At 32.9% G+C, this 23,377-nt stretch carries 20 protein-coding genes; all 20 read left to right on the top strand.

The window, feature by feature from the left end; translation table 11 throughout:
* The first annotated feature begins 1 nt into the window (after nt 1).
* The 20 genes from BAMA_RS07140 to BAMA_RS07235 all read left to right on the top strand — a co-directional run bounded on the left by BAMA_RS07140 (nt 2) and on the right by BAMA_RS07235 (nt 23,367).
* Nucleotides 2–907 (top strand): glycosyltransferase family 2 protein, encoded by a 906-nt coding sequence (locus BAMA_RS07140; RefSeq protein WP_034637674.1) that lies wholly within the window; start codon nt 2–4, stop codon nt 905–907.
* 13 nt (nt 908–920) lie between these two features.
* Nucleotides 921–1,982: an EpsG family protein gene (locus BAMA_RS07145; protein ID WP_034637675.1), complete on the top strand. Its 1,062-nt coding sequence runs from the start codon at nt 921–923 to the stop codon at nt 1,980–1,982.
* 26 nt (nt 1,983–2,008) lie between these two features.
* Complete coding sequence (locus BAMA_RS07150; protein ID WP_051758889.1) at nt 2,009–2,776, top strand: glycosyltransferase family 32 protein; 768 nt, start codon at nt 2,009–2,011, stop codon at nt 2,774–2,776.
* Nucleotides 2,769–3,386, top strand: a complete 618-nt coding sequence (locus BAMA_RS07155) for an acyltransferase (RefSeq protein WP_034637677.1) — start codon at nt 2,769–2,771, stop codon at nt 3,384–3,386. Before BAMA_RS07150 ends, BAMA_RS07155 begins: the two co-directional genes overlap by 8 nt.
* Before the next feature lie 12 nt (nt 3,387–3,398).
* Entirely contained in the window at nt 3,399–4,601 is a 1,203-nt protein-coding gene (locus BAMA_RS07160; protein WP_034637679.1) for a glycosyltransferase, read from the top strand.
* 53 nt (nt 4,602–4,654) lie between these two features.
* On the top strand, nt 4,655–5,686 hold the full coding sequence (locus BAMA_RS07165; RefSeq protein ID WP_034637682.1) for a glycosyltransferase: 1,032 nt from the start codon (nt 4,655–4,657) through the stop codon (nt 5,684–5,686).
* A gap of 19 nt (nt 5,687–5,705) precedes the next feature.
* Nucleotides 5,706–6,872: a polysaccharide pyruvyl transferase family protein gene (locus tag BAMA_RS07170; RefSeq protein ID WP_034637685.1), complete on the top strand. Its 1,167-nt coding sequence runs from the start codon at nt 5,706–5,708 to the stop codon at nt 6,870–6,872.
* Nucleotides 6,873–6,876: 4 nt separating this feature from the next.
* Nucleotides 6,877–8,067, top strand: coding sequence for a glycosyltransferase (locus BAMA_RS07175; protein WP_034637687.1), 1,191 nt, complete (start codon nt 6,877–6,879; stop codon nt 8,065–8,067).
* 12 nt (nt 8,068–8,079) lie between these two features.
* A complete protein-coding gene (locus tag BAMA_RS07180) occupies nt 8,080–9,270 on the top strand; it encodes a glycosyltransferase (RefSeq protein WP_034637690.1) in 1,191 nt (396 codons plus the stop codon).
* Nucleotides 9,271–9,321: 51 nt separating this feature from the next.
* Entirely contained in the window at nt 9,322–9,882 is a 561-nt protein-coding gene (locus BAMA_RS07185; protein ID WP_034637692.1) for an acyltransferase, read from the top strand.
* A 160-nt stretch (nt 9,883–10,042) separates the two neighbouring features.
* Nucleotides 10,043–11,230 (top strand): glycoside hydrolase family 88 protein, encoded by a 1,188-nt coding sequence (locus tag BAMA_RS07190; protein WP_034637695.1) that lies wholly within the window; start codon nt 10,043–10,045, stop codon nt 11,228–11,230.
* Nucleotides 11,231–11,313: 83 nt separating this feature from the next.
* The gene (locus BAMA_RS07195; protein WP_034637698.1) at nt 11,314–12,882 is read left to right on the top strand and encodes a lipopolysaccharide biosynthesis protein; all 1,569 of its coding nucleotides are present in this window, start codon (nt 11,314–11,316) and stop codon (nt 12,880–12,882) included.
* Nucleotides 12,883–13,014: 132 nt separating this feature from the next.
* The gene (locus BAMA_RS07200) at nt 13,015–15,447 is read left to right on the top strand and encodes a right-handed parallel beta-helix repeat-containing protein (protein WP_034637699.1); all 2,433 of its coding nucleotides are present in this window, start codon (nt 13,015–13,017) and stop codon (nt 15,445–15,447) included.
* Nucleotides 15,448–15,802: 355 nt separating this feature from the next.
* Entirely contained in the window at nt 15,803–16,408 is a 606-nt protein-coding gene (locus BAMA_RS07205) for a sugar transferase (RefSeq protein ID WP_034637701.1), read from the top strand.
* Nucleotides 16,395–17,384, top strand: coding sequence for an ATP-grasp domain-containing protein (locus tag BAMA_RS07210; RefSeq protein WP_034637703.1), 990 nt, complete (start codon nt 16,395–16,397; stop codon nt 17,382–17,384). The genes BAMA_RS07205 and BAMA_RS07210 overlap by 14 nt, the downstream gene beginning before the upstream one ends.
* Nucleotides 17,375–18,082 (top strand): HAD family hydrolase, encoded by a 708-nt coding sequence (locus BAMA_RS07215; protein ID WP_034637705.1) that lies wholly within the window; start codon nt 17,375–17,377, stop codon nt 18,080–18,082. Before BAMA_RS07210 ends, BAMA_RS07215 begins: the two co-directional genes overlap by 10 nt.
* Nucleotides 18,083–18,101: 19 nt before the next feature.
* On the top strand, nt 18,102–19,241 hold the full coding sequence (locus tag BAMA_RS07220) for a DegT/DnrJ/EryC1/StrS family aminotransferase (RefSeq protein WP_415782873.1): 1,140 nt from the start codon (nt 18,102–18,104) through the stop codon (nt 19,239–19,241).
* A gap of 89 nt (nt 19,242–19,330) precedes the next feature.
* Nucleotides 19,331–19,672: a helix-turn-helix domain-containing protein gene (locus tag BAMA_RS07225; RefSeq protein ID WP_034637712.1), complete on the top strand. Its 342-nt coding sequence runs from the start codon at nt 19,331–19,333 to the stop codon at nt 19,670–19,672.
* Nucleotides 19,673–19,973: 301 nt separating this feature from the next.
* Nucleotides 19,974–21,104: an RNA-guided endonuclease InsQ/TnpB family protein gene (locus BAMA_RS07230; protein WP_034637714.1), complete on the top strand. Its 1,131-nt coding sequence runs from the start codon at nt 19,974–19,976 to the stop codon at nt 21,102–21,104.
* A 325-nt stretch (nt 21,105–21,429) separates the two neighbouring features.
* Nucleotides 21,430–23,367, top strand: coding sequence for an asparagine synthase-related protein (locus tag BAMA_RS07235; protein ID WP_034637716.1), 1,938 nt, complete (start codon nt 21,430–21,432; stop codon nt 23,365–23,367).
* Nucleotides 23,368–23,377 lie beyond the last annotated feature (10 nt).

Raw genomic sequence — 23,377 nt, forward strand, 5'->3', positions numbered from 1 at the left:
ATTGAAAAAGCTAACAATCTTTACACCTACTTATAACCGGGCATATTGTCTTCATCATTGTTATGAAAGTTTGAAAAATCAAACATGTAAAGACTTTATATGGCTCATTATAGACGATGGGTCTAGTGATAATACGCAAGAACTTGTGCAAGAATGGATAGAAGAAAATGAAATTGAAATACAATATTATTGGCAAGAGAATCAAGGGATGCATGGCGCTCATAACAGTGCTTATGAAAGGATAGTGACAGAATTAAATGTATGTATTGATTCTGACGATTATATGCCAAGTGATGCTGTAGAGAAAATCATTTTATTTTGGGAAAGATACGGTAATCCTGAAGTGAGCGGTATTATTGGACTAGATTCTGATACAAATGGGCGGATAATTGGTTCAACGTTTCCTGGGAATTTAAAACGTGCGACTTTATTTTCGCTTTATAACAAGTACGGTGTAACGGGTGATAAAAAACTTGTATACAGAACAGAACTAACAAAACAATATCCGTATCCTCTTTTTCAAAATGAAAAGTATGTCGGCTTAGCGTACAAATATCATATGCTTGATCAACAATATGAAATGTTATTAATGAATGAAGTCCTTTGCTGCGTAGAATACATGCCAGATGGCTCATCAATGAACATGTTGAAGCAATATAGAAAGAACCCAAAAGGTTTTGCATTTTACCGTAAAGAGCTAATGAAATTACCGTTTGCAAATTGGTCTTTTAAATATAGGCAAGCGATTCACTATGTTTCTAGTAGTTTTATAAGTAAGAACAAAAAGTTTATAAGTGAGTCACCTTGTAAAACACTTACTATACTCGCAATTCCGTTTGGTGCGTTATTACACTATTACATTATGAATAAAACAACAGATAAAACGAAAAATCTTGGAATAAGCTGAAAGGGACTTATACATGACTATACTTTGGATGAATCTTGCTATCGTCTTCACTTTTGCTTTGTTCGCAAGATATTTTGCGGTACCAGTAACGATGGATGCTATACAAATAAAATCTAATAAATTATTTGTCATTTTAGCCGCTTTTTCTCTCGTATTGGTATCTGGTCTTCGTAATAATATTGGAGACACATATTTCTACATGCATGCCTATACGGTTACTGATTTTAATTGGGAATATGTTCAAAACAATAAGGATTGGGGATTTAGTGTCTTTCAAATGGCATTGAAAAATTATACAAACGACCCTCAAGTGATGGTTTTTATTACTGCAATTATTACGAATGTTCTCATCGTTTTTACTCTATATCGATATTCGCGATTACTTGAACTTAGTTTATATGTGTACATCACATCAGGCATGTATTTAACCTCAATGAACGGTATTAGACAATATTTAGCAGCGGCTATTATTTTTGCTGCAACAAAATACCTTCTCGATGGAAATTGGAAAAAATATACGCTAGTTGTTTTATTCGCATCTACATTTCACCAAAGTGCACTTGTGCTACTGCCAATATATTTTTTAGTTCGAAGAAAAGCTTGGTCAGCCATGACATTTCTTTTTATTTTTGGAGCAGTATTAATTGTTTTAGGATTTAACCAATTTTCTGAAGTAGTTTTTGCAACGATAGGAGATACACAATATGGCCACTACAAAGACTTTCATGAAGGTGGTGCAAATATACTTCGCGTAGCAGTTGAAGCAGCACCGCTTACACTTGCTTATGTTGGTAGAGACAAACTAAGAGAGCTCTTTCCAAAAAGTGATTATATCGTAAATATGGCATTAATTGGAGCAGTATTTATGTTGATTTCAACGCAAAATTGGATCTTTGCGAGGTTTTCTATTTATTTTGGATTATATCAGTTAATACTCATATCTTGGGTTGTAAAAGTATTCACCGAAAAGGATCAGAAGTTGATTTACTACGCCATTTTAGTGTGTTACTTCATTTATTTTGTTTATGAACATGTTTTTATACTGGGGATTGTTTATAAGAGTGAGTTTTTCTGAAGTCTTCAAAATGAAAGCTATTGGTGGTGAGTGGCATAGAAAAGGTACCTCGTATTATTCATTATTGTTGGTTTGGGGGTAAAGAAAAACCTGATATTGTGAAAAGATGTATTAATAGTTGGGAAAGAAATTTATCAGGATATGAAGTTAAGGAGTGGAATGAAAAGAATTTTGATATCAATTGTAATTTATATGTAAAAGAAGCTTATGAAGCTAAAAAATTTGCATTTGTCAGTGATTATGTGAGAGTATACGTTCTTTATCAATATGGGGGAATTTACTTAGATACTGATGTTGAAGTGTTCAAGTCTTTTGACGACATGCTTCATCACGAGTCGTTTTGGGGATTTGAGCAAGAGAACTATATTGCAACCAGTACAATTGGGGCTGCGAAAGGAAATCCACTTATAAAGCAATTTCTAGATTTGTATGAGGGGAAGCAGTTCATACAAAAGGATGGTAGTTACGATGATTTCACGAATGTGGCAATGGTAACAAAGATGCTCCAAGAAAAGGGGTTGAAAAAAAACGGAGAGTATCAACAATTAGAAGGTTTAGGAGTTTTTTATCCACAAACATACTTTTCTCCATACGATTATATTAATTGCAGAAAGTTTATCACTAAGGAGACATATGCGATGCATCATTTTTATAAAAGTTGGTTATCACCAAAAGCAAGGTTGAAAAGTAATCTAAAATACATGCTGTCTAAACTTATAGGAGGGGAAAATATAGCAAAATTAAGAGAGCGCTTGGATAATGGGAAAGTGTTGAAGGAGAAACACGATGATTAGTATATTAAAGAAAATAATTCAAACGTTATTTAAAGAAGGACGAAATAGGGGAGTATATTTGACTTTATTAATGAATATAGCGCATTTAGTAGGCGTTTTACGAGGAGGACTTTATAAAGTTATTTACTTTCGCAATATAAACAGCTCTATATTTTCACTTCAGAGGAATAGTACAATAGAGATTTTTAATAAAAATTCGCGAATAAGTATAGGTAAGTTTGTATTCATAAGAAAAAATGTAAGTATAAGAATGGATTTTGATGGGGTATTAAGTGTAGGAGAGAAAACCTTCATTAATGATAATTGTAATATTAATTGTATAAACAAGGTAACGATTGGACGAGGAACAAAAATTGCTCCTTATGTATGTATCAATGATCATGATCACAATTATAAAGGCTTACCAGGTGATCATATGATAAAAGGGGAGGTTATAATAGGAGAAAACGTTTGGATTGGTTCACATGTGGTTATTTTAAAAGATACAATTATTGGTGATAATGTCGTAGTAGCCGCTGGTAGTGTAGTAAAAGGAGAGATTCCTTCTAATACACTCTTTGTTAATAAAAGAGATAACACTTTAATTCATTATATGGGCACAAGTAGTTAGTGAGGGTGCATTATGAAGAAAAAAATCTTATTTTCTATATATGATATGGAGATTGGTGGGATAGAAAGAAGTTTAATTAATATGCTTGCAAACCTTGATTTTAATAAATACGACGTAGATTTATTGATATGTAACCATACAGGTGAATTTATGAGTTTAATTCCTGAAAAAGTGAATATCCTGCCAGAGATTGCTGAATATACGGTGTTTAGAAAAACAATTATACAATGTATGAGAGAGGGGCATTATTTAACTTCTTTAATTAGAATATTCAGTAAGATTCTAGCTGAGATGAAATCAAAACGTAAAAATTTAACAGAAGGATCCGGATATATACAAATGCAATTGGTTTTAAAATATATATCATATTTTTTGCCTGAACAGATGAAAAAATATGATGTTGCTGTTAGCTATGCGTGGCCTCATGATATTGTAGTTAATAGTATAAATGCAGAAAAAAAAATAGCGTGGATTCATACAGATTACAGTACGTTAGAAATTGATAACAAAATAGATTTTACTATGTGGAATCATTTTGATCATATTGCATCTATTTCTGAGGAGTGTACAAGTGCATTTTTATCTCAATATCCATTGTTAAAAGAAAAAATTATTCTTATAGAAAATATTACTTCACCAGAATTTATATGGGAAATGGCTGTTAAAGAGGAGTGTTTTTCAAAATGCGAAGATAGTAATTTTCACATCGTGTCTGTTGGAAGATTATCGTATGCTAAAGGATTTGATATTGCTATAAAAGCTCTTCGTATATTACATGACAAAGGTCTTCATAACATAAAATGGTATGTAGTAGGATACGGTTCTGAGGAAGTATATCTAAAAAAAATGATATTAGAGTTAAATTTAGAGAACAGCTTTATATTATTAGGAAAGAAAAGGAATCCATACCCATACGTAAAAGCATGTGACTTATATGTACAACCATCTAGATATGAAGGTAAGGCTGTTACTGTAACAGAAGCCAAAATTTTAAGAAAGCCAATATTAATTACTAACTATCCTACCGCGAGTAGCCAGTTAGATGATGGGATTGAAGGGTTAATTTGTGAGGCGAGTATTGAAGCTTTAGTTGAAGGGGTTGAAAATTTATACAAAAATAGTCAACTGCGAAAAACACTAATTGAAAATCTACAAAACAGAGATTATAGCAATGGTTATGAATTAAAAAAATTAGACAGAATTATAGAAGTGTAACAAGGTGAAAATTTTTTAATGTGAGAGATTAATAATAAAGGTGTGGTTCAATCATGGATAAAAAAGTAAGTGTAATCATACCGGTTTATAATGCAGGAAAATATGTGGAACAGTGTATCGTATCACTGTTAAATCAAACGCTTCAATCATGTGAATTCATATTTGTAAATGATGGTTCAAAGGACGATAGCCAAAAAATTATTGAAAGGTATCAAAAGGTAGATAACAGAATTAAATTTATAAATCAAGAAAATCAAGGGGTAAGTACTGCAAGGAATGCAGGCTTAAAAGCTGCTACTGGAGAATACATTGGATTTGTTGATGCTGACGATTATGTTGAAGAAGATATGTATGAGATGTTATACAATATAGCAAAACAAAGCGACTGTGATGTAGTTATATCAAACCTTCAAAGTGAGCGAGATGACCCTAAAGGAATTATAAAATACCCCTTCCCCATGAATGTTGTTCTTGAAAAGGATTATATTGAACTAGAACTATTACCTTATTTTTTGAAAGAAGATAACTTAAATTCTGTATGCAATAAAATTTATAAAAATCAATTAATAAGAGAAGCGAATGTGCAATTTCCTAAAAGTATTTTATTAGGAGAGGATGGAATATTTAATCAAAGTTTTTTTGGTCATGCTATTAGAACACAGTATATAGATTATACAGGTTATAACTATAGAGAAGTAGAAGGAAGTGCAACAAGAAATAGAGTAGAAAAGGATTACTTTAATAGATCGTTGGAAGTTTACCAAACAACATTGCCAGAAATATATCGTAAAAAGATGGGTATTTTAAGAATACAACAGCTAAAATCAATTAAGTTAATAAAAAATGTTATGTCATATATTTATATCTATTTCCTTCCATCAAAGGATATGAGTTTTAGAAAGAGGTATAAATATATAAAAAAGATGGTGCAAAATAAGTATGTTAAAGAGGCATTACCAATCTATCATAAACAAGTCCAAAATGCTTTAGGAAGATATGAAAAATGTATACTTGCTATGATGAAAAGAGAATTTATTTTAGGGCTATATTGTGCAATGCTCTATAGTAGGTTTAGAAATAAATAAGGCATGGAGGAATTTTATAATGGAGATTATGATGTTTTTTCACGGTGGTAGTCTAAATAGGGGGTGTGAAGCAATTGCTCGCTCCTCGACCAGTATGATAAAAGAAAAAATTGAAGGAGCAAAGGTCTATTTAGCATCAGATAAACCAGAAACAGATAGAATTATAACACAGTTAGATGATATATATGATGGATCGAATCAACAGATAAAGAAATATTCTCATGCTTGGTTTATCTCTTCACTTAAGGTGAAGTTTTTTAATGATGAATCTTATGCTTTAAGTAAAATTCATCATAATGTAATGAAACGTATAAAAGATGTAGATATGTGTTTATCTATTGGTGGAGATAATTATTGCTATGGAGAGCAACCAGGATGGTATGAGGTTGATAAGAAAGTAAAAACAGAGGGAAAGAAATTAGTTCTATGGGGATGCTCCATAGGAGAAGAGGATATGTCTGAAAGAAAGTTAGAAGATTTACGTATATTTGATTTAATAATAGCTCGTGAAACATTGACTTATAACATGTTAAAGAGTAGAGGTTTAAATAACGTGAAATTAAGTGCGGATGCTGCATTTACTATGGAAAAAGAAGAATTAGAGTTACCTAAAGGATGGCGTGATGGACAAACAATAGGTCTAAATTTTAGTCCACTCATTTTGAAGCGGAATGGTAAGTCCCAAATAGCGGTTAGAGAACTCATTCAGCATATATTATGTACAACAGATTTTACAATTGCTCTCACGCCACATGTCATACAAGATGGGAATAATGATTACGATATTTTATCTGACTATTATGGGGAATTTAAAGATACGGGTAGAGTATTACTTTTATCGGATAAATTAAATGCAATTCAGTATAAGGGGTATATAAGCAGGATGCGCTTTTTTATAGGAGCAAGAACACATGCTACGATAGCTGCCTATTCAAGTTATGTTCCGACAATGGTGTTAGGCTATAGTGTAAAGTCAAAAGGAATAGCAAAGGACTTATTTGGAGAAGAGAAATTAGTCTTAAGCATAGATGAGATTTCGGATTGTGATAAGTTGAAATTTATGTTCGATGAGATGATTAGAGAAGAAGAAGGGTTAAAAAAATTATTAGAGCAGTCTATTCCTACTATAAAAAAGCGTTCTTATAAAGCGGTAGAGTATTTGAAAGAACTGAACTCAACGAGGTAGATAAATGAAGAAAAATATATTATTTATTATGCCGAGTTTGTCTGCTGGCGGTGGTGAAAAGAGTTTAGTAAATTTACTTTCTCAAATAGATTATAATATTTATAATGTAGATCTGTTTTTGTTTAATCCTAAAGGTATATTTATGGATTTGATACCAAAAGAAGTTAATGTACTATCCATACCAGATCAGTATTCTGTCTTTACTTTACCGTTATTCTTATCCGTTAAAGAGTTTATTTTAAAAGGTAAAATATTGTTGGCATATAACAGGATAATGTTCTCTATCAAGAATAGAGGGGCTGAAAATATATCAATGAAGGAGCAATATAGCTGGAAGTATATTTCCAGTTCATTAAATGAAATAGAAAAGCAGTATGACGTCGCTGTTGGGTTTTTAGAGAAAACAGCTACATATTTTTGTGTAGATAAAATAAAAGCTCATAAAAAAATAGGTTGGATACACATTGATTATAATCAATTAGGCATGGACTCACAGTTTGATGAAATGTACTTTTGTAAGTTAAATCATATTGTTACGGTATCTGAAGAGTGCGCTACTATTTTAATGAACCGATTCCCTGAAGAAAAAGACAAAGTGCGTGTTATATATAATGTTGTATCGCCAAATATGTTATATGAAATGGCAGAGCGAGAACAAAGAGATGTTTACCGAAGAAAGGAAAATGAAATCATTATTCTTTCAATAGGAAGACTACATTACCAAAAAGCTTTTGAATTGGCCATTGAATCTTGTAAAGAGCTGATAAATAAAGGATATAAAGTGCGGTGGAATATTATAGGTGAGGGAGAAGAAAGAGAGCATTTAATTCAATTAATAAAGGCGAACAAATTGGAGGATAGAGTACATTTATTAGGTTTACAATCTAATCCTTATCCTTATATGAAGCAAGCAGATATTTATGTGCAAACATCTAGATTTGAAGGAAAGTCAATCGCAATTGATGAGGCTAAGATAATGAAAAAACCGATAATTGTTACAAACTTTAGTACTGCAAAAGATCAAATTGATAACGGTATAAATGGATTAATTGTAGATATGAATTCTCAAGCGATTACAGAAGGGATTGAGAAACTTATAAGAGATAGTGAATTAAAAGATAGGCTAGTAAACAATTTATTGAATGAGCAGCTAGGAACGGAAGATGAGATATATAAACTATATGAAATTTTTTAATAGGTGATTTTCATGAAAAAAAATGTGTTGTTTGTAATGAATAGTTTGCATTGTGGTGGGGCAGAAAAAGCCCTAATTTCTTTGTTAGAAGTTATGGATTACTCTAAATATAATGTGGACTTGTTTTTATTTAAGCACACGGGAATGTTTTTTAAGAAAATTCCTTCAGAGGTTAGATTATTACCTGAGCCCGTTAATTATAAGTATTTTGATATGCCTTTTAAAAAATCATTAATACAATTGATGGAGAAAAGAAGTTTTAAAACAATTTGTTCAAGAATAATGTTGGGGTATTTTTCTAAAACAGAAACCAATAGTGCTGTGATTGAGCAAAAGTTATGGAGACATATGTCAACTTCAATTCATGAAATAAATAAAGAATATGATGTAGCAATAGGATTCCAAGAAAAGAATCCTATTTATTTTTGTATAGATAAGGTAAAAGCGAAACGTAAAATCGGGTGGATACATACCGATTACAATAAGTTAGGGCTTAATCATAGCAAAGAGATGTTTTATTTTGAGAAGCTGGATTATATAGTGACTGTGTCAGAAGAACTAGTGAATATCTTGAAAGAAGAATTTCCGAAGTATCAAGAGAAAATTACATGTATACACAATATTGTTTCTTCAAGAATGATAAAGAAAATGTCATGTGAGCAAATAAATTTTAAAGAAGAGGATGGGGGGATTGCATTAATCTCTGTAGGAAGATTGGCTAAAGAAAAAGGTCTCGATATCTCTTTGCAAGCAATTGATATGCTTGTTAAAAAAGGATACGACATTAAATGGTATGTAGTAGGAGAGGGGAATGAGAGAGAGCAATTAATAGAAGGAATAAGAGAAAAAAAACTAGAAGAACGAGTAAAGTTGTTAGGTGTGAAGGAAAATCCATATCCATATATAAAACATTCGGACATATATATACAGACATCTAGATATGAAGGGAAGTCTATTTCTATAGATGAAGCGAAAATATTAACAAAACCAATACTCATTACGAATTTTACAACAGCTAATAATCATATAAAAAACAATATTAATGGAATGATTGCAGAAATGAACCCTGAATCGGTGGCAAATAGTCTTGAGTTATTAATCACAGAAGAAAGTTTAAGAAAAAAGTTTGTTCATAACCTTCAAGGGGAGGATTTTGGAACAGAAAAAGAAGTAGAGTCTTTATATAGTTTACTTCATTTGTAAGTGATTTTGGTCGGTTATGGATTTAATAATAGAAATGATTTGGAGGAAATTATGTTTAATCGAATAAAAAAATTTTTAAGGATAAGATTAGGAAAGATCTCTCGTGAAGAGTTAACATTAGAAGCTTGTTTACGAAGAGGTATGAAAGTTGGGGAAAATTGTCATGGATTGACTGGAAGTACAATTGATTATGCACATTGTTGGTTAATAGAGATTGGAAATAATGTTACATTTGCACCACAGGTGTATCTTCTTGCACATGATGCTAGTACTAAACGGTATTTAAATTATACAAAAATCGCGAAAATAAAAATAGAAGACAATGTTTTTATAGGTGCAAGATCCTTAATTATGCCTGGGGTTATAGTGGGAGAGAATGCAATTGTAGCTGCAGGAAGTGTAGTTACGAAATCAGTATCAGCCGGACATATAGTAGGGGGAAATCCAGCTAAAGTGTTAGGAAGAACTGAGGATTATATTAATAAGCATAGATTAAATATGGAAACAGCACACGTTTATGATAGAAGCTGGACGATAGATGAAAATATTACACTAAATATGGGAATTAAGATGAAGAGAGAATTAGATCATGCTGTCGGATACGTAGAGTGAATAATTTATAAAGTAAAACTTCAATCAGTGGGGGGGCCATCCCCCGCTGATTGTTAGTTGGACCAATCGGGCTCAAAGCTTCTTTGTATTTCTCAAGTTTTGAGGTGGGAGTCTTACAGCCCGCAAATAGCGGGATAAACTTAGATAGAAAGGTGTATATATGATATTAACAGGTTTAATCTATAGTATATCTTTTATTAGTTTAATAATTATTTTAATAGACATAATACCTTTAATGAAAGATTGGGCATTAAGAATTCATATTGGAAGATATGAGGATAAGTCTCAATGGAATAAAGCGATAACAAAAAAAGGACTGAGATGGTTAGAGAATATACCTAAAATAAAAGTAACAGACAATACGAGATTAGTCATAATCGATATGTTGCAAGGGAATTATACGAAAAGCACTATACAATATTGGCAAGAAGCATCTCTAATTTTAGGTTTGTCTGAAACTTATAAAGGGGAGAAAGATACAAAGGTCCAAAATAAAGTGTTAAAATTTTTAGACTTAAAATTTGATAGTAACGGTCAATGGATTGAAAAGCCTGAGAATATAGATGCTGCTATACTTGCCTATGCGATTATGAAATTGGATTTTATTGATGTATGTCAGTATAGACCTGCTTTAGATTATACGTGGGAGATAATAAAAAAACATACAGGGGCAGATGGGACTGTGGAATATAGAAAGTTTATGAACAATTACAGATATGTGGATACAATAGGGTTCATATGCCCGTTTTTAATTTGTTATGGTATTCGATTTGAAAAAGAAGAATGTATAGATTTAGCAGTAAAACAAATTAAAGAGTATGAGCAATATGGCATGTTAAATAAACATTATATACCATGTCATGTTTATGAGATAGAAGAGAAAGTACCGCTTGGATTATATGGATGGGGAAGAGGGCTTGGGTGGTTTGCAATAGGCCTTATCGATTCCTGGAATGAATTGCCACGAGATAATGAATATAAAAACAAATTAGAAGTAATTATAAGGGGATTTGCTGAAGCTTCTATGAGTTTTCAAAAAAAAGATGGGAGCTGGGGTTGGACTGTGACTAGAGATGAGAGTAGAAGTGATTCGTCTGCTACAGCTACATTAGCGTGGTACTTACTAAATGCTGCGAGAATAGAAGGGATTTCTAAAGAGTGTTTAGTAAGTACAGAGAAAGCTATAGGTTACTTAATGAGGGTTACTAGAAGGGATGGAGCTGTGGACTTTTCTCAAGGCGATACAAAAGATATAGGAATTTATTCTACTTTGTTCAACATATTACCTTTCACACAAGGTTTTTGTATTCGATTAATTAGTGCATATTTAAATAAAAATGAGGGATGAGAAAGAAATAACAGTATTTATAACACATAGCTGGGGGTACATTACAGAAAATGTATAATTATTAAAATAAAAGTGGAGAGAAGATGAGAACAAAAAATTCTATCATTAACATATCTGCAGGTTTAGCTAGTCAACTTATTATTACATCATTAAGTTTTATTTCAAGAACTGTGTTTATCAACAGTTTAGGTATTGAATATCTAGGAATAAACGGACTCCTTACTAACATAGTAGCTATGCTGTCGTTGGCAGAAGCGGGAATAGGGGTTAGTATCATGTACAGTCTCTATAAACCTGTTGCTGAAAATGATCAAGAAAAAATCAATGTGTTAATGAAGTTTTATCGAAATGTATATATGGTCATAGCTACTATAATATTATTGTTAGGACTGTCTATCATGCCTTTTCTTGAGTTTTTTGTTAAAGATTCAAGTGTTGAAAATATCCACCTCATTTATGTAATATTTCTATTTAATACAGTTGCAACATATTTCTTTGTACATAAAAATTCTTTTTTGAACGTATGTCAAAAGGGTTATGTAGTAACAGGGGTATATTCAATATCTTCAATTTTATCCACTTCGTTAAAAGTTGGAATTTTATATTATACACAAAACTACATTTTATATTTAATAATAGAGGGTACACTTACTATTATTACCACTATTATTTTGTCACATATAGCAAATAAAATGTATCCATTTTTAAAGAAGAAAGTGTCGGGGAAGCTTGATAAAGAAACAAGAGCTGGCATCATGAAAAATACGAAAGCGATAGTATTGCAAAATGTAGGTAGTTACTTAGTTCTTGGCACTGATAATATTATAATTTCTTCCTTTGTCAGTATTGCAGCAGTTGGATTGTATGCTAATTATAATATGTTGATTGAGATTTGTAGAACATTTATTAATCAAATCTTTAATAATGTTTATCATAGTGTAGGGAATTTAGTGGCGAATGAAAATGCAGAAAAAATTTATGGTATATATAAAGTGTATATGTTTCTCAATTTTTGGTTATACTCTTTTTTTACTATTTCTTTATATATTATGTTAGAACCTTTCATTACTTTGTGGTTAGGATCAGAATATTTAATGGATAAGAGTGTACTAATTATACTAATAATCATCTTTTATGAAAGAGGCATGAGAAATGCGATAACTACAATGAAAACGACAGCTGGTATTTTTCATGAAGATCGATATGCTCCTTTAGTCCAGGCAGCTATTAATCTTATTATTTCTATTATTTTGGTTCAATATATTGGTATAATAGGCGTTTTTATTGGAACACTTGTAAGTATGTTAGCTGTTCCATTTTGGCTTACACCTAATTTAGTATATAAAAAGGTATTTTCTAAGCCTGTTAGTCACTATTACATTAAGTATTTCTATTATGTAGCTGTAGGTATTGGGACTTTCCTATTAACAAATTTCGTATGTAGTATCATTGCAGCTAATAATTTATACACTTTAATTCTTAGGGGAGCTATTTGTTTTATTATCCCGCATTGCATATATATATGTATTTTTTATAAAACTAAGGAGTTTAAATACTTATTTGACATAGCTGTAAATATTATAGAAACTTTGCTTACAAGATTTAAATCTAATCAAGCAAACCGGAGTTATAAGAAAACAAATCATTCATAATGTGAAGTGATCAGGAAGATAGGATAAGCTCCATTGTTTTACAAAAATATATCTACTATAGGAATGTCCATCCAATCTAATCCTTATCTTGTTACATACTATATAAAAAAACTAAAGAGGTGTAATTTGATAATGGTGATTAGAGCGAATCTTAGTGATCTTGACGATATAGATTTGTCCACTACGCTTCCTGTTCATCATGATGTACTGACTTATGATGGTGTTACTTCGAGGTGGATTCCAAAAGCATTTCAATCTTCAATCGTAGAATCTTCTTCTAATTCGTACCTAGTAGAATTAGAGCGATGGGGGATTAGAAATGATGGGACAAATGCTGTTGTCACTACAAAAGGGATAAATGATGCATTAGTATGGGGGAAGTTGCAAGGATATAATCACATTATATTACCTAGTGGGACATATAAATTAAAGGTAGACGATACATCATTTTCTTGTATTGTTATGCAAAGTGGTATACATTTTGAGATGATGGATGGCTGTACACTAGAATTAGAAACAAATTCATCACCGTGGTATCGGATCTTTGAAGTTAAAGGTTTAAAGAATGTAAAGATTACGGGTGGTGAAATTGTTGGGGATAAAAAGACTCATATTTATGAAATTGGAGTTAGGTTTGTTAGAGGTGGGGTAAATGTAGATGGATCCCTAAATAACAATCCTAACTTTATTCGTAGTGAGGTAATTGATAGATATGATAACCCTGGGTTATTAAGAGCATTCAGATTATGGTCTATATCTAGTATAAAAGCTTCAGGATATAGTTTTTATCAGTATAAAGATACTGTTTCAAGTAGTACGTTAGTTGGTGCTCGAACAAATGGTCAATTTGCCCCGGCGTCTTCAACTGGCCGTGGATGGTTTGCTCCTATAGAAGCAGCAAATAAAATGCTTTTTGTTATTGATATTACATCCTCATCTTTAAGTGATGTTCAAATCGCTCAAATCAATGCAAAGGTTGATAGTCAAAATTATACTCATGAGTGGGGACAAGGCATAGAAATACTTGGTGCAAATTATGTTGAAATACATCATGTAGAAATAAGAGATTTTACAGGTGATGGAATTTCGACAGGGTGGCTACAGTATAGATTGAATCCTGAAGAGTATACTCAAGAGGAGATGGGATCACATATTTACATTCATCACTGTAATGTACATCATTGTAGAAGACAAGGAATTACTCTAGCTGCTTCAAATGATACGTATGTTTTTGAAAATGAAATACATCATATTGGCAAAGCGGAGGATGGGGTTACATCCGATTTCCGAAATGGTACTGCTCCTATGTTTGGGATAGATATTGAGTCTATGGTAGGGGAAAGTAATATTCCTTATAAGTTTCCTTACTATAAAAAGGATGGATTAGAATTAAATTTTAGAATATATGTATTTAATAACCATCTTTATGGCAATGAACGTGGGCATTTTGTAAATGTTGATGGGAACTATGTAATTGTTGAAAATAATATATTTGAGGGTTATAACATAGGGAATGTCAGCTCTTATGAGAAAACAATGGGAATAAAGTATCTTAATAACACTTTTATTAACTGTTCATTGATTGTTAAAGGAGACCATTTTGTTAATGGAGCTACTTTTACGAATGGGCAGTGTAGAGTGATGGAAGTTGAGGGTTCTGTTGTACAAAACGTTCACATAAAAGATGGGGCATTTACAGTATCTAGTGTTTACGGATATTTTGGAACACCGGTGGTTAATGCCACTACTGGAACCTTTACTTTTAATGTGCCGCATGGAATGGGAAATACAGCAAAAATATGCTTTGAACAATGGCAGGGCAAGGTCCCAGCAGGGATTGATGTAAATAAATTATATTATGTTGTAAATAGAACAAATACAAGCTTTCAAGTATCTGAAGTAGAAGGAGGTACGCCTGTTACTATCACAGATGAAGGAGAGCCTGGGTTTAATATTAGTCGATACAATTATGGGAGATGTTATATATCAAATATTGTAATCGAGAAGGATTGGAGAACTAATACTGCAGTTGATGTTGGACTTACCTTACTCATGACAGGAGGAATTGTTAGAAATATTACTGTTAAGAATTATGATGTAGATATTAAACCACCAGCTAATTATGCTGGGAGGCCTATAACAGTGGAAGGGTTAACGGTAATCGAAGGTGCAGCTAATTTAGAATGTTGTAATATAAGTAATGGTAAGTTTATAAAGGCAAAAGCGAAGAGGATGGGAGGCGATATAATATTTGGTTCCACTGATACAAAATATCGGAGACGAATACAGGTAGATTGTTGTTTGTTTGAAAATGTAGACGTTAATTTTGAAGGAAAGGTTGTAATGACTAATAGTAATTTCATAAGAGTGGGAATTGGGAAGTCAACTAGTGGTCTAGAATCTTCAATTCTTCTTACAAGTTATTTAGAGAATAGCAAAATTAATCTGAACTGGTTAACGAAACCGAACCATATGACAATCGCAAAATGTATTTTTAATAATGTTATGATTTCAGTACGTGATGGTGTTCGAATGATAGAAAACACAGATATTACTCTAAATTGATACTTTTTTTAAGAAAAGTTATAAATTTTTGGAGTGACGTCACAGTTAATATATTTCTTCATTTAAAAACATGTGGTTAATCCATATGTTTTTATTTATTTGTGAAATTGTTATGGTAGGAAATGCTTTGAATCTTAAAATAGAAGCTCTAATCATATTGCAAGAAACATATGGTATATAACTGAGTTAATTGTTTAGTGAGGAAAGTTTACAGAAAAATTCTTTGAGTACGAAAAATGTATAGCAATGTGGGTTTATTAATACAAGTGGATGAAAATGATTTTAATGAGAAAGTAATACCTCAGGTTTGTAAGGTAAAAGAACATAGTTAAAAATAATGAGGAGCGGATGACGGATGAAGAGAATATTTGATGTATGTATTTCCTTATCGTTATTATTATGTTTTTCTGTCGTTATTTTTATAGTAGCAATCCTAGTTCGGCTAAAACTTGGCTCACCAATACTATTTAAGCAGGAGCGACCAGGAATACATGGAAAACCTTTTTACCTTTACAAGTTTCGTACAATGACTAATGAAAAAAACGCTGAAGGTGATTTGTTACCAGATTCATCTCGTTTAACTTCTTTCGGAAAGTTTCTTAGGAAATATAGTTTAGATGAATTACCGCAGCTTATAAATGTTGTAAGAGGAGAATTGAGCTTAGTAGGGCCGAGACCGTTATTAATGGAGTATTTACCTTTATATTCTGCTGAGCAAGCGAAACGTCATGATGTAAAGCCGGGAATTACAGGTTGGGCTCAGGTGAATGGAAGGAATAGCATTTCATGGGATGAAAAATTTGACCTAGATATATGGTACGTTGAGAATTGGAGTTTTCTGTTGGATTTGAAAATTCTATATATGACTTTTGCAAAGGTTATTAGATCAGAGGGGATACAAAACGGAAATCATGTAACAATGCCAATTTTCAAAGGGAGTATAGAACATGGTGAAAAATAATATCAATATTCTGTTTACTAGTTCTGGAAGAAGGGTAGCTTTGTTAAAAAAGTTTAAGGAAGTATTTGTGAAAGAAAATATTAATGGGAAAATTGTTACTGCAGATTTTAAAGAAACAGCTCCAACTGCCTTTTTTAGTGATCAACATTTTATTGTTCCAAAGGTAACTGATAAGAGTTATGTAGAAGAGTTGTTGAAGATTTGTGAAGAAGAAAATATTAATTTATTAATTCCATTAATCGACACTGAGTTGATTCTTTTGGCTGAAAATAAAATCATGTTTGAAGAGAAGGGTGTGAAAGTCTTTGTTTCTAGTAAAGAATTAAATGAAATTGCGAATAATAAAATCAAAACATACAAATTTTTTACCAATTATAACATCCCTACTCCGAAAGTATATACCAATGAAGAGCTAGTAGAGAGTCAATATAGCTTTCCTTTATTAATTAAGCCTTACGATGGAAGTTCTAGTAAAGGGGTTACAAAAGTAAAGAATGAAAAGGAATTGTATTTTTTTAAAGATTATATTGAGAACGCGATGGTGCAAGAGTACGTTTGTGGAGAAGAATATACAGTAGATGTGATGATAGATTTTTACGGTAATATAAAGACGATTGTTCCAAGATTGCGTATTGAAACAAGGGCTGGTGAGGTTAGTAAAGGAATTACAAAGAAAGATGATGAGATTATTGAAGCAGTAGAGCGTGTAATACAAGCTTTGCCGAACCCATCGGGCTGTATTACGTTACAATGCTTTAAAAAGGATAATGGAGAAATTGTTTTTATCGAAATTAACCCTCGGTTTGGCGGTGGGATACCGTTATCAATAGAAGCAGGAGCAAATTTCCCTTTATGGAGTATTCAAATGGTTCAAGGATTAGTATTCACAGAACAGGATTTTAATTGGAGAGAAAATGTAATGATGCTTAGGTATGATGAAGCAACTTTTACGGAAAAGGTTTCTATATGGTCATAAGGGCAATTGTTTTTGACATGGATGATACGTTGTATAACGAGAAAGATTATGTAGTCAGTGGGTTAAAAGCGGTAGATAATTGGTTTGTTGAAAATCATAGACAAACGGGGTTTTATCACACTGCAATTGAATTATTTAATCAAGGAGAAAGGAAGTTTATCTTTAATAAGGTACTTGAGGAATTGGATGTTCTTTATGAAGAATGTTTAATAAGTTCTATGATAGAACACTATCGATCACATGAACCAAACATTACATTGTCAGAAGAGGCAGAGTGGGTATTAGATAATTTGTTTCCTAGCGTTAAAGTTGGTCTTATTTCAGATGGGTATTTGGTTACACAAGAACAGAAAGTGAAGGCATTAAAATTGCCTGAAAGATTGCATTCTATCATTCTTACAGATCAGCTTGGAAAAGAATATTGGAAACCAAGTCGAGTTCCTTATGAAGAAATGAGTAAATCACTTCAAGTTTCTTCTTATCAATGTGTATACATAGGAGATAATTTAACAAAAGACTTTGTCACCGCTAAAAAGTTAGGTTGGACGACAGTTCACATTAATCGAAAAGATGGCATTTATTATGGTTCTATAGTGGAAGAAGATCATAAGGCCCATTATGAAATTAGTAATTTAAAAGAACTTTGTACCATTCCTGTATTGCGTCACATGTTTTTACTTGAACAAAAGCCTATATAAAGGTTGTGATGATATGGAAATGATTAAAAACAAACAGCGCATCTACCTCTCCTCCCCGCACATGAGTGGAAACGAACAAAAATACATACAAGATGCATTCCATACAAACTGGATTGCCCCGCTTGGTCCAAATGTGGATGCTTTTGAAAAAGAGCTAGCATCTTTTGTGGGGGCTGGAGGTGGTGCTGCTGTTAGTTCTGGAACAGCAGCAATTCATTTAGCGCTTCAGTTATTAGATGTGCGGCGAGGAGATAAAGTATTTTGTTCTAGCTTTACATTTGTTGCAAGTGCAAATCCAATTTTGTATTTAGGAGCTGAGCCGGTATTTATCGATTCAGAACTTGAGACGTGGAATATGTCGCCGCAAGCTTTGGAAAAAGCGTTAGTAGATGCTACGCGAGAAGGGGGATTACCAAAGGCGGTTATTGTTGTTCATTTATATGGACAAAGTGCAAAAATGGATGAGATTATTTCACTTTGTGATGAATATGGTGTTCCAATTATTGAAGATGCAGCAGAGTCACTTGGTTCTACATACAAAGGAAAAGCAAGCGGTACATTTGGAAGGTTTGGGGTATATTCGTTTAACGGAAATAAAATTATTACAACTTCGGGCGGAGGTATGCTCGTTTCTAATGATATAGAAGCATTGGAAAGAGCACGCTTTTTTGCGACTCAGGCGAAGGATCCAGCCCCGTATTATGAACATAGTAGTATAGGATACAACTATCGGATGAGTAACATATTAGCAGGGATTGGCCGCGGGCAATTAGAGGTTTTAGAAGAAAGAATAAAAGTGAGAAGGGATATATTCCAGCGATATGCCAAACAATTATCCGATATAGGAGGGTTTCACTTTATACGTGAACTTGAGAATACATACTCAAATCGATGGCTTACAACATTAACAATTGAAGAAGAGGGCGTTTCTGCTAAGGATGTATTGAGGGCGCTTGAACAGGAAAATATAGAAGCGCGTCCGGTTTGGAAGCCACTTCATTTGCAGCCGCTTTTTCGGGAGAGTAAATATTATTCTCATAGTGAAGGTGAAGATGTTTGTAGTGAATTATTTAAGAAGGGAATTTGCCTTCCTTCGGGTTCAAATATGACAGTTGAAGATCAAGAAAGGGTTATTCAATGTATCCAAAATATTTTATAACATAGAGTACCTCTTAAGTATATTTGTATTTTAAGAGATGCTTTTTTGTAAATAGAGATATAAAAATAAGGAGAGTAAGGGGTAATACAATGATAGGGACAAATATTTGTAAGCTTCGAAAAAAGAGAAAGCTTACTTTATCTGAGTTAGCTGAAAAAGCGAAAGTTTCTAAGTCTTATTTAAGTAATATTGAGAGAGATATAAATAAAAATCCTTCGGTACAAGTTTTAAAAAAAATTGCACTTGTATTAGACGTGGATCTTAGTACATTGCTTACAATCAATACGAATGCAGAAATGAAACATGCACCTGAGCGAGAATGGATAGAGTTTATCTTTGAGCTAAAAAAAGCTGGGGTTGAAAAAGAAAAAATTCATGAATATCAAATATTGATAGACTTCATTAAATGGAGTAATTCGAGAGATGGATAGAGTTTAATAACGTGAAATAAAAGATGAGTTTTAAAAGACAGAAAATTTCGTTTTTTAATTGACAGGATACAAGCTAAGTGATAATTTAATTTTAACGCGTTCCGAAAGAAGTCCCCTTCCTCAAGGAGTGAGAAGGGTGAAGCCCAATGAGTAGGGAGGGGATGAATTTCGTTGGCGTTAGCCAAAGGATATCTGTTGCATGTTTCTCTTGCTATGTACTATAATAAAAAACAGAACAAACGTTTCCTTTTGGAGTGCGGATTATTCTGTTCTTGTTACAAAGTAGACTTGAACTGGAGGGATGACAGTGTTGTTGAATCAAAAGTATGAAATGTTTCCAACAGAAGAACAAAAAGAAACGTTAGACCGCTGGTTGCAATATTGTCGTCAAACCTACAATGCTGCTCTTTTAGATAAGGAACGTAAATATAAGCAAAACAAGGAAAATTACAATCGTTATGATATGCAAAGACAACTTACCCTTGATAAAAAGAAGTATCCATTTCTAAAGGAAGTGCCTTCACAACCGTTACAGGAAGTTTTTGTACGTTTGAAAAAAGCATTTGATAACTTCTTTCGTAAGGATGCAAAATACCCAAAACAGAAAAAGTATAACGAGTATTCCAGTATGACATTCCCTCAATTTGGGTTCAATAAAAAGGGGAATCGAATGGCGATGTCTTTTTCTCCTAATGGTAAATTATATCATACAAAACTAGGTGAAATACATGCTCTGATTCATAGACCAATTGAAGGAACAATTAAGCAGCTTATCATCAAGCGTCAAGGCAAAAGGTGGTACGCTATTTTCTGTGTCGAAAGACAGGCACCACCACCTACTATTGATACGAATAACGCAATAGGCATTGATGTTGGACTTCATAAGTATGCCGTTCTATCTAATGGTTTAGAATATGAAAATCCTAGGTTTCTTCGTAAGAAAGAAAACCAATTAAAGAAAGCTGGACGAAAGCTTTCTAAAAAGAAACAGGGTTCTGCTAATTATAGAAAACAAGTACAACGTGTCCGGCAACTCCACGAAAAAATAGCGAACCAGCGCCGAGATTTCTTGCACAAACTAAGCCGTAACTTATCAAAAGCCTACTCTATCATCGCTGTAGAACATCTACATATCCGAAATATGGTTAGAAACAGAAAAATATCTAAGTCTATTTCGGATGCGGGCTGGGGCATATTCCGAAATATGCTTGCTTATAAATGTGAAAAAAATGGCGGCTTACTTATCAAAGTAGAACCCAAATACACTTCTCAAGATTGCTCTTCTTGTGGCAATCGAGTAGAGAAATCTCTTTCTATTCGTACCCATATTTGTACGAAGTGTGGAACAGTTCTTGATAGAGACCATAATGCAAGTCTCAACATCATACAAAAAGCATTAGAAGAATTATTTGAGGCAAACAAAATCACATAAACTGTAGGGCAAGGTTGTGTCCGAACAGTATAATCTACGCCTGTGGAGATTGTGTAAGACAGAGTCGGATGATCCGCTATGCGACGGTCAATGAAACAGGAAGCCCCTTCTTCAAACAACTCGAAAGAGTGTTAAGGAGGGGTCATTCACATAAGTTCTCTGTATAGAACGAATTTTGTCCACAATAACAAGTTATAGAACAAACCTACAAATATTCTCTTCTATTTTTGATGAATTAGATTTCTTCTCTTCATATAGTAGTTATAGCAAGGCAACTTCTGTTTGTATTGAATGTTCGCATTTGTACCGTAATAGGAGGAAAAAGATGAGTGCTATAACTGGTATTTTACATTTCCATAATAATCCTGTACCCGTTGAACAAGGAAATCGTTTAATGGATGCATTAAAAAAATTTCCCGCTAATGATATACAAATGTGGCATAGGGAAGAAATCTTCTTTGGTTGCCATGCACAGTGGATTACCCCAGAATCCATTCATGAACAATTACCTTATTATGATTCGATTCGTAAATTAGCGATTACTGCTGATGCCATTATTGATAATCGTGATGAACTATTCAATAGACTGCAAATGAACCATGACAAAAGAAAAACGATGACCGATAGTGAATTAATTTTACTTTCTTATGAAAAGTGGGGAGAAGATGCCCCGAAGTATTTAGTTGGTGATTTTGCGTTTATGATTTGGGATGAGAAAGAGAAAAAGCTTTTTGGAGCAAGAGATTTTTCAGGGAATCGGACGCTATATTATTATCATGATTTTCAGCGATTTGTATTTTGTACAGCTATAACGCCACTATTTACATTACCCTATATTGAAAAAAAGTTAAATACACAGTGGCTAGCTCAGTTTTTAGCGATTCCTACGACTCTTGATACGGTTGAGGCAGCTTCGTCTGTTTTTTATTCGATAGATCAAATTCCTCCTTCTCACGCTATCTCCGTTACTAAAGATGGCATGAAATTTTCAAGATATTGTACATTTTCTATTGAGGAGAAATTAAGGTTAAAGTCGAATGAAGAATATGAAGAGGCGTTTCGAGAAGTGTTTCAAAATGCTGTAAAAGCAAGAGTACGGACATATCGTAATGTAGGTGCACATTTAAGTGGCGGTTTGGATTCAGGATCTGTCGTTAGTTTTGCAGCAAGAGAGTTGAGAAAGGAAGAGAAAGCGTTACATACGTTTAGTTATATTCCTGTAGAAGATTTTACAGATTGGACACCTAAAAGTAGAGTGGCAAATGAAAAGCCTTTTATTGAAAAAACTGTGCAATATGTTGGGAATATTAAAGATTACTATATGGATTTTAAAGAGATGAGTCCTTTCTCTGAAGTTGATGATTACCTAGAGATGCTAGAGATGCCATATAAGTTTTTTGAGAATTCATTTTGGTTAAAGGGTATTTATGAACAAGCAAATAATAAAGGAATTGGAGTACTTTTAAATGGTGGAAGAGGGAACTATACTGTTTCTTTTGGAGCGGCTTTAGATTATTACGCCATTCTTTTAAGAAGTTTGAAATGGATTCGCTTTTATAATGAGTTACAGCAGTTTAGTGATAAAAAAGGTGTGGGGAGAAAAAGAATTTTGTCATTAGTAGGAAAGCGAGCTTGTCCATGGGTAAATAAGTTATTCCAACCTCGTAATCTATATCAATTTCCAGTGCTTATTAATCCTGAATTCGCAAAGGATACTAACGTTTTTCAGCAGCTCGAGCAATATGGGATGGATATAACGGATTCGGCTCTACCTAATTTTTACGAAGCAAGAAAGAAGCAATTTGATGAAGTTGTATCATGGCAAATAAGTGGGACAAATAACGCAAAACTATCTTTACGTTATGGTTTGTGGAACCGTGATCCGACGAATGACTTAAGAGTTGTACGATTTTGTTTATCTGTTCCAAATGAACAATTTGTACAAAATGGAATGGATCGAGCACTCATCCGTAGAGCTACAAAAACGTTTCTTCCTGATACAGTCAGATTGAATCAAAGAACAAGAGGTGTTCAAGGTGCAGATGGTATACAGCGGATGTTTCCTCATTGGTCATCTTTTTTAGAGGAAGTACATCAGCTTACTAAAGATAAAGAAATGATTGAACTTATAAATATGAATGTTATTCATGAGGCAATTGCAAAATTTCAAAATGGACCTCGTCCAGAGTACGCGTTTGATGCAGAATTTAAAGTGTTGATGCGCAGTTTAATTGTATATCGCTTTCTAAAAAATTATGTTTGAAAGGAGGTGA

Origin of the sequence: Bacillus manliponensis (assembly GCF_000712595.1) — a bacterium.
Lineage (GTDB): Bacteria > Bacillota > Bacilli > Bacillales > Bacillaceae_G > Bacillus_A > Bacillus_A manliponensis.

Bases quoted from the DNA above. Each gene is read 5' to 3' on its own strand.
- BAMA_RS07205 (WP_034637701.1), top strand. From the start codon at position 15,803: ATGAAGAGAATATTTGATGTATGTATTTCCTTATCGTTATTATTATGT.
- BAMA_RS07175 (WP_034637687.1), top strand. From the start codon at position 6,877: ATGAAGAAAAATATATTATTTATTATGCCGAGTTTGTCTGCTGGCGGT.
- BAMA_RS07185 (WP_034637692.1), top strand. From the start codon at position 9,322: ATGTTTAATCGAATAAAAAAATTTTTAAGGATAAGATTAGGAAAGATC.
- BAMA_RS07170 (WP_034637685.1), top strand. From the start codon at position 5,706: ATGGAGATTATGATGTTTTTTCACGGTGGTAGTCTAAATAGGGGGTGT.
- BAMA_RS07210 (WP_034637703.1), top strand. From the start codon at position 16,395: ATGGTGAAAAATAATATCAATATTCTGTTTACTAGTTCTGGAAGAAGG.
- BAMA_RS07165 (WP_034637682.1), top strand. From the start codon at position 4,655: ATGGATAAAAAAGTAAGTGTAATCATACCGGTTTATAATGCAGGAAAA.
- BAMA_RS07180 (WP_034637690.1), top strand. From the start codon at position 8,080: ATGAAAAAAAATGTGTTGTTTGTAATGAATAGTTTGCATTGTGGTGGG.
- BAMA_RS07220 (WP_415782873.1), top strand. From the start codon at position 18,102: ATGATTAAAAACAAACAGCGCATCTACCTCTCCTCCCCGCACATGAGT.
- BAMA_RS07155 (WP_034637677.1), top strand. From the start codon at position 2,769: ATGATTAGTATATTAAAGAAAATAATTCAAACGTTATTTAAAGAAGGA.
- BAMA_RS07160 (WP_034637679.1), top strand. From the start codon at position 3,399: ATGAAGAAAAAAATCTTATTTTCTATATATGATATGGAGATTGGTGGG.
- BAMA_RS07145 (WP_034637675.1), top strand. From the start codon at position 921: ATGACTATACTTTGGATGAATCTTGCTATCGTCTTCACTTTTGCTTTG.
- BAMA_RS07190 (WP_034637695.1), top strand. From the start codon at position 10,043: ATGATATTAACAGGTTTAATCTATAGTATATCTTTTATTAGTTTAATA.
- BAMA_RS07215 (WP_034637705.1), top strand. From the start codon at position 17,375: ATGGTCATAAGGGCAATTGTTTTTGACATGGATGATACGTTGTATAAC.
- BAMA_RS07225 (WP_034637712.1), top strand. From the start codon at position 19,331: ATGATAGGGACAAATATTTGTAAGCTTCGAAAAAAGAGAAAGCTTACT.
- BAMA_RS07235 (WP_034637716.1), top strand. From the start codon at position 21,430: ATGAGTGCTATAACTGGTATTTTACATTTCCATAATAATCCTGTACCC.
- BAMA_RS07230 (WP_034637714.1), top strand. From the start codon at position 19,974: ATGACAGTGTTGTTGAATCAAAAGTATGAAATGTTTCCAACAGAAGAA.
- BAMA_RS07200 (WP_034637699.1), top strand. From the start codon at position 13,015: ATGGTGATTAGAGCGAATCTTAGTGATCTTGACGATATAGATTTGTCC.
- BAMA_RS07195 (WP_034637698.1), top strand. From the start codon at position 11,314: ATGAGAACAAAAAATTCTATCATTAACATATCTGCAGGTTTAGCTAGT.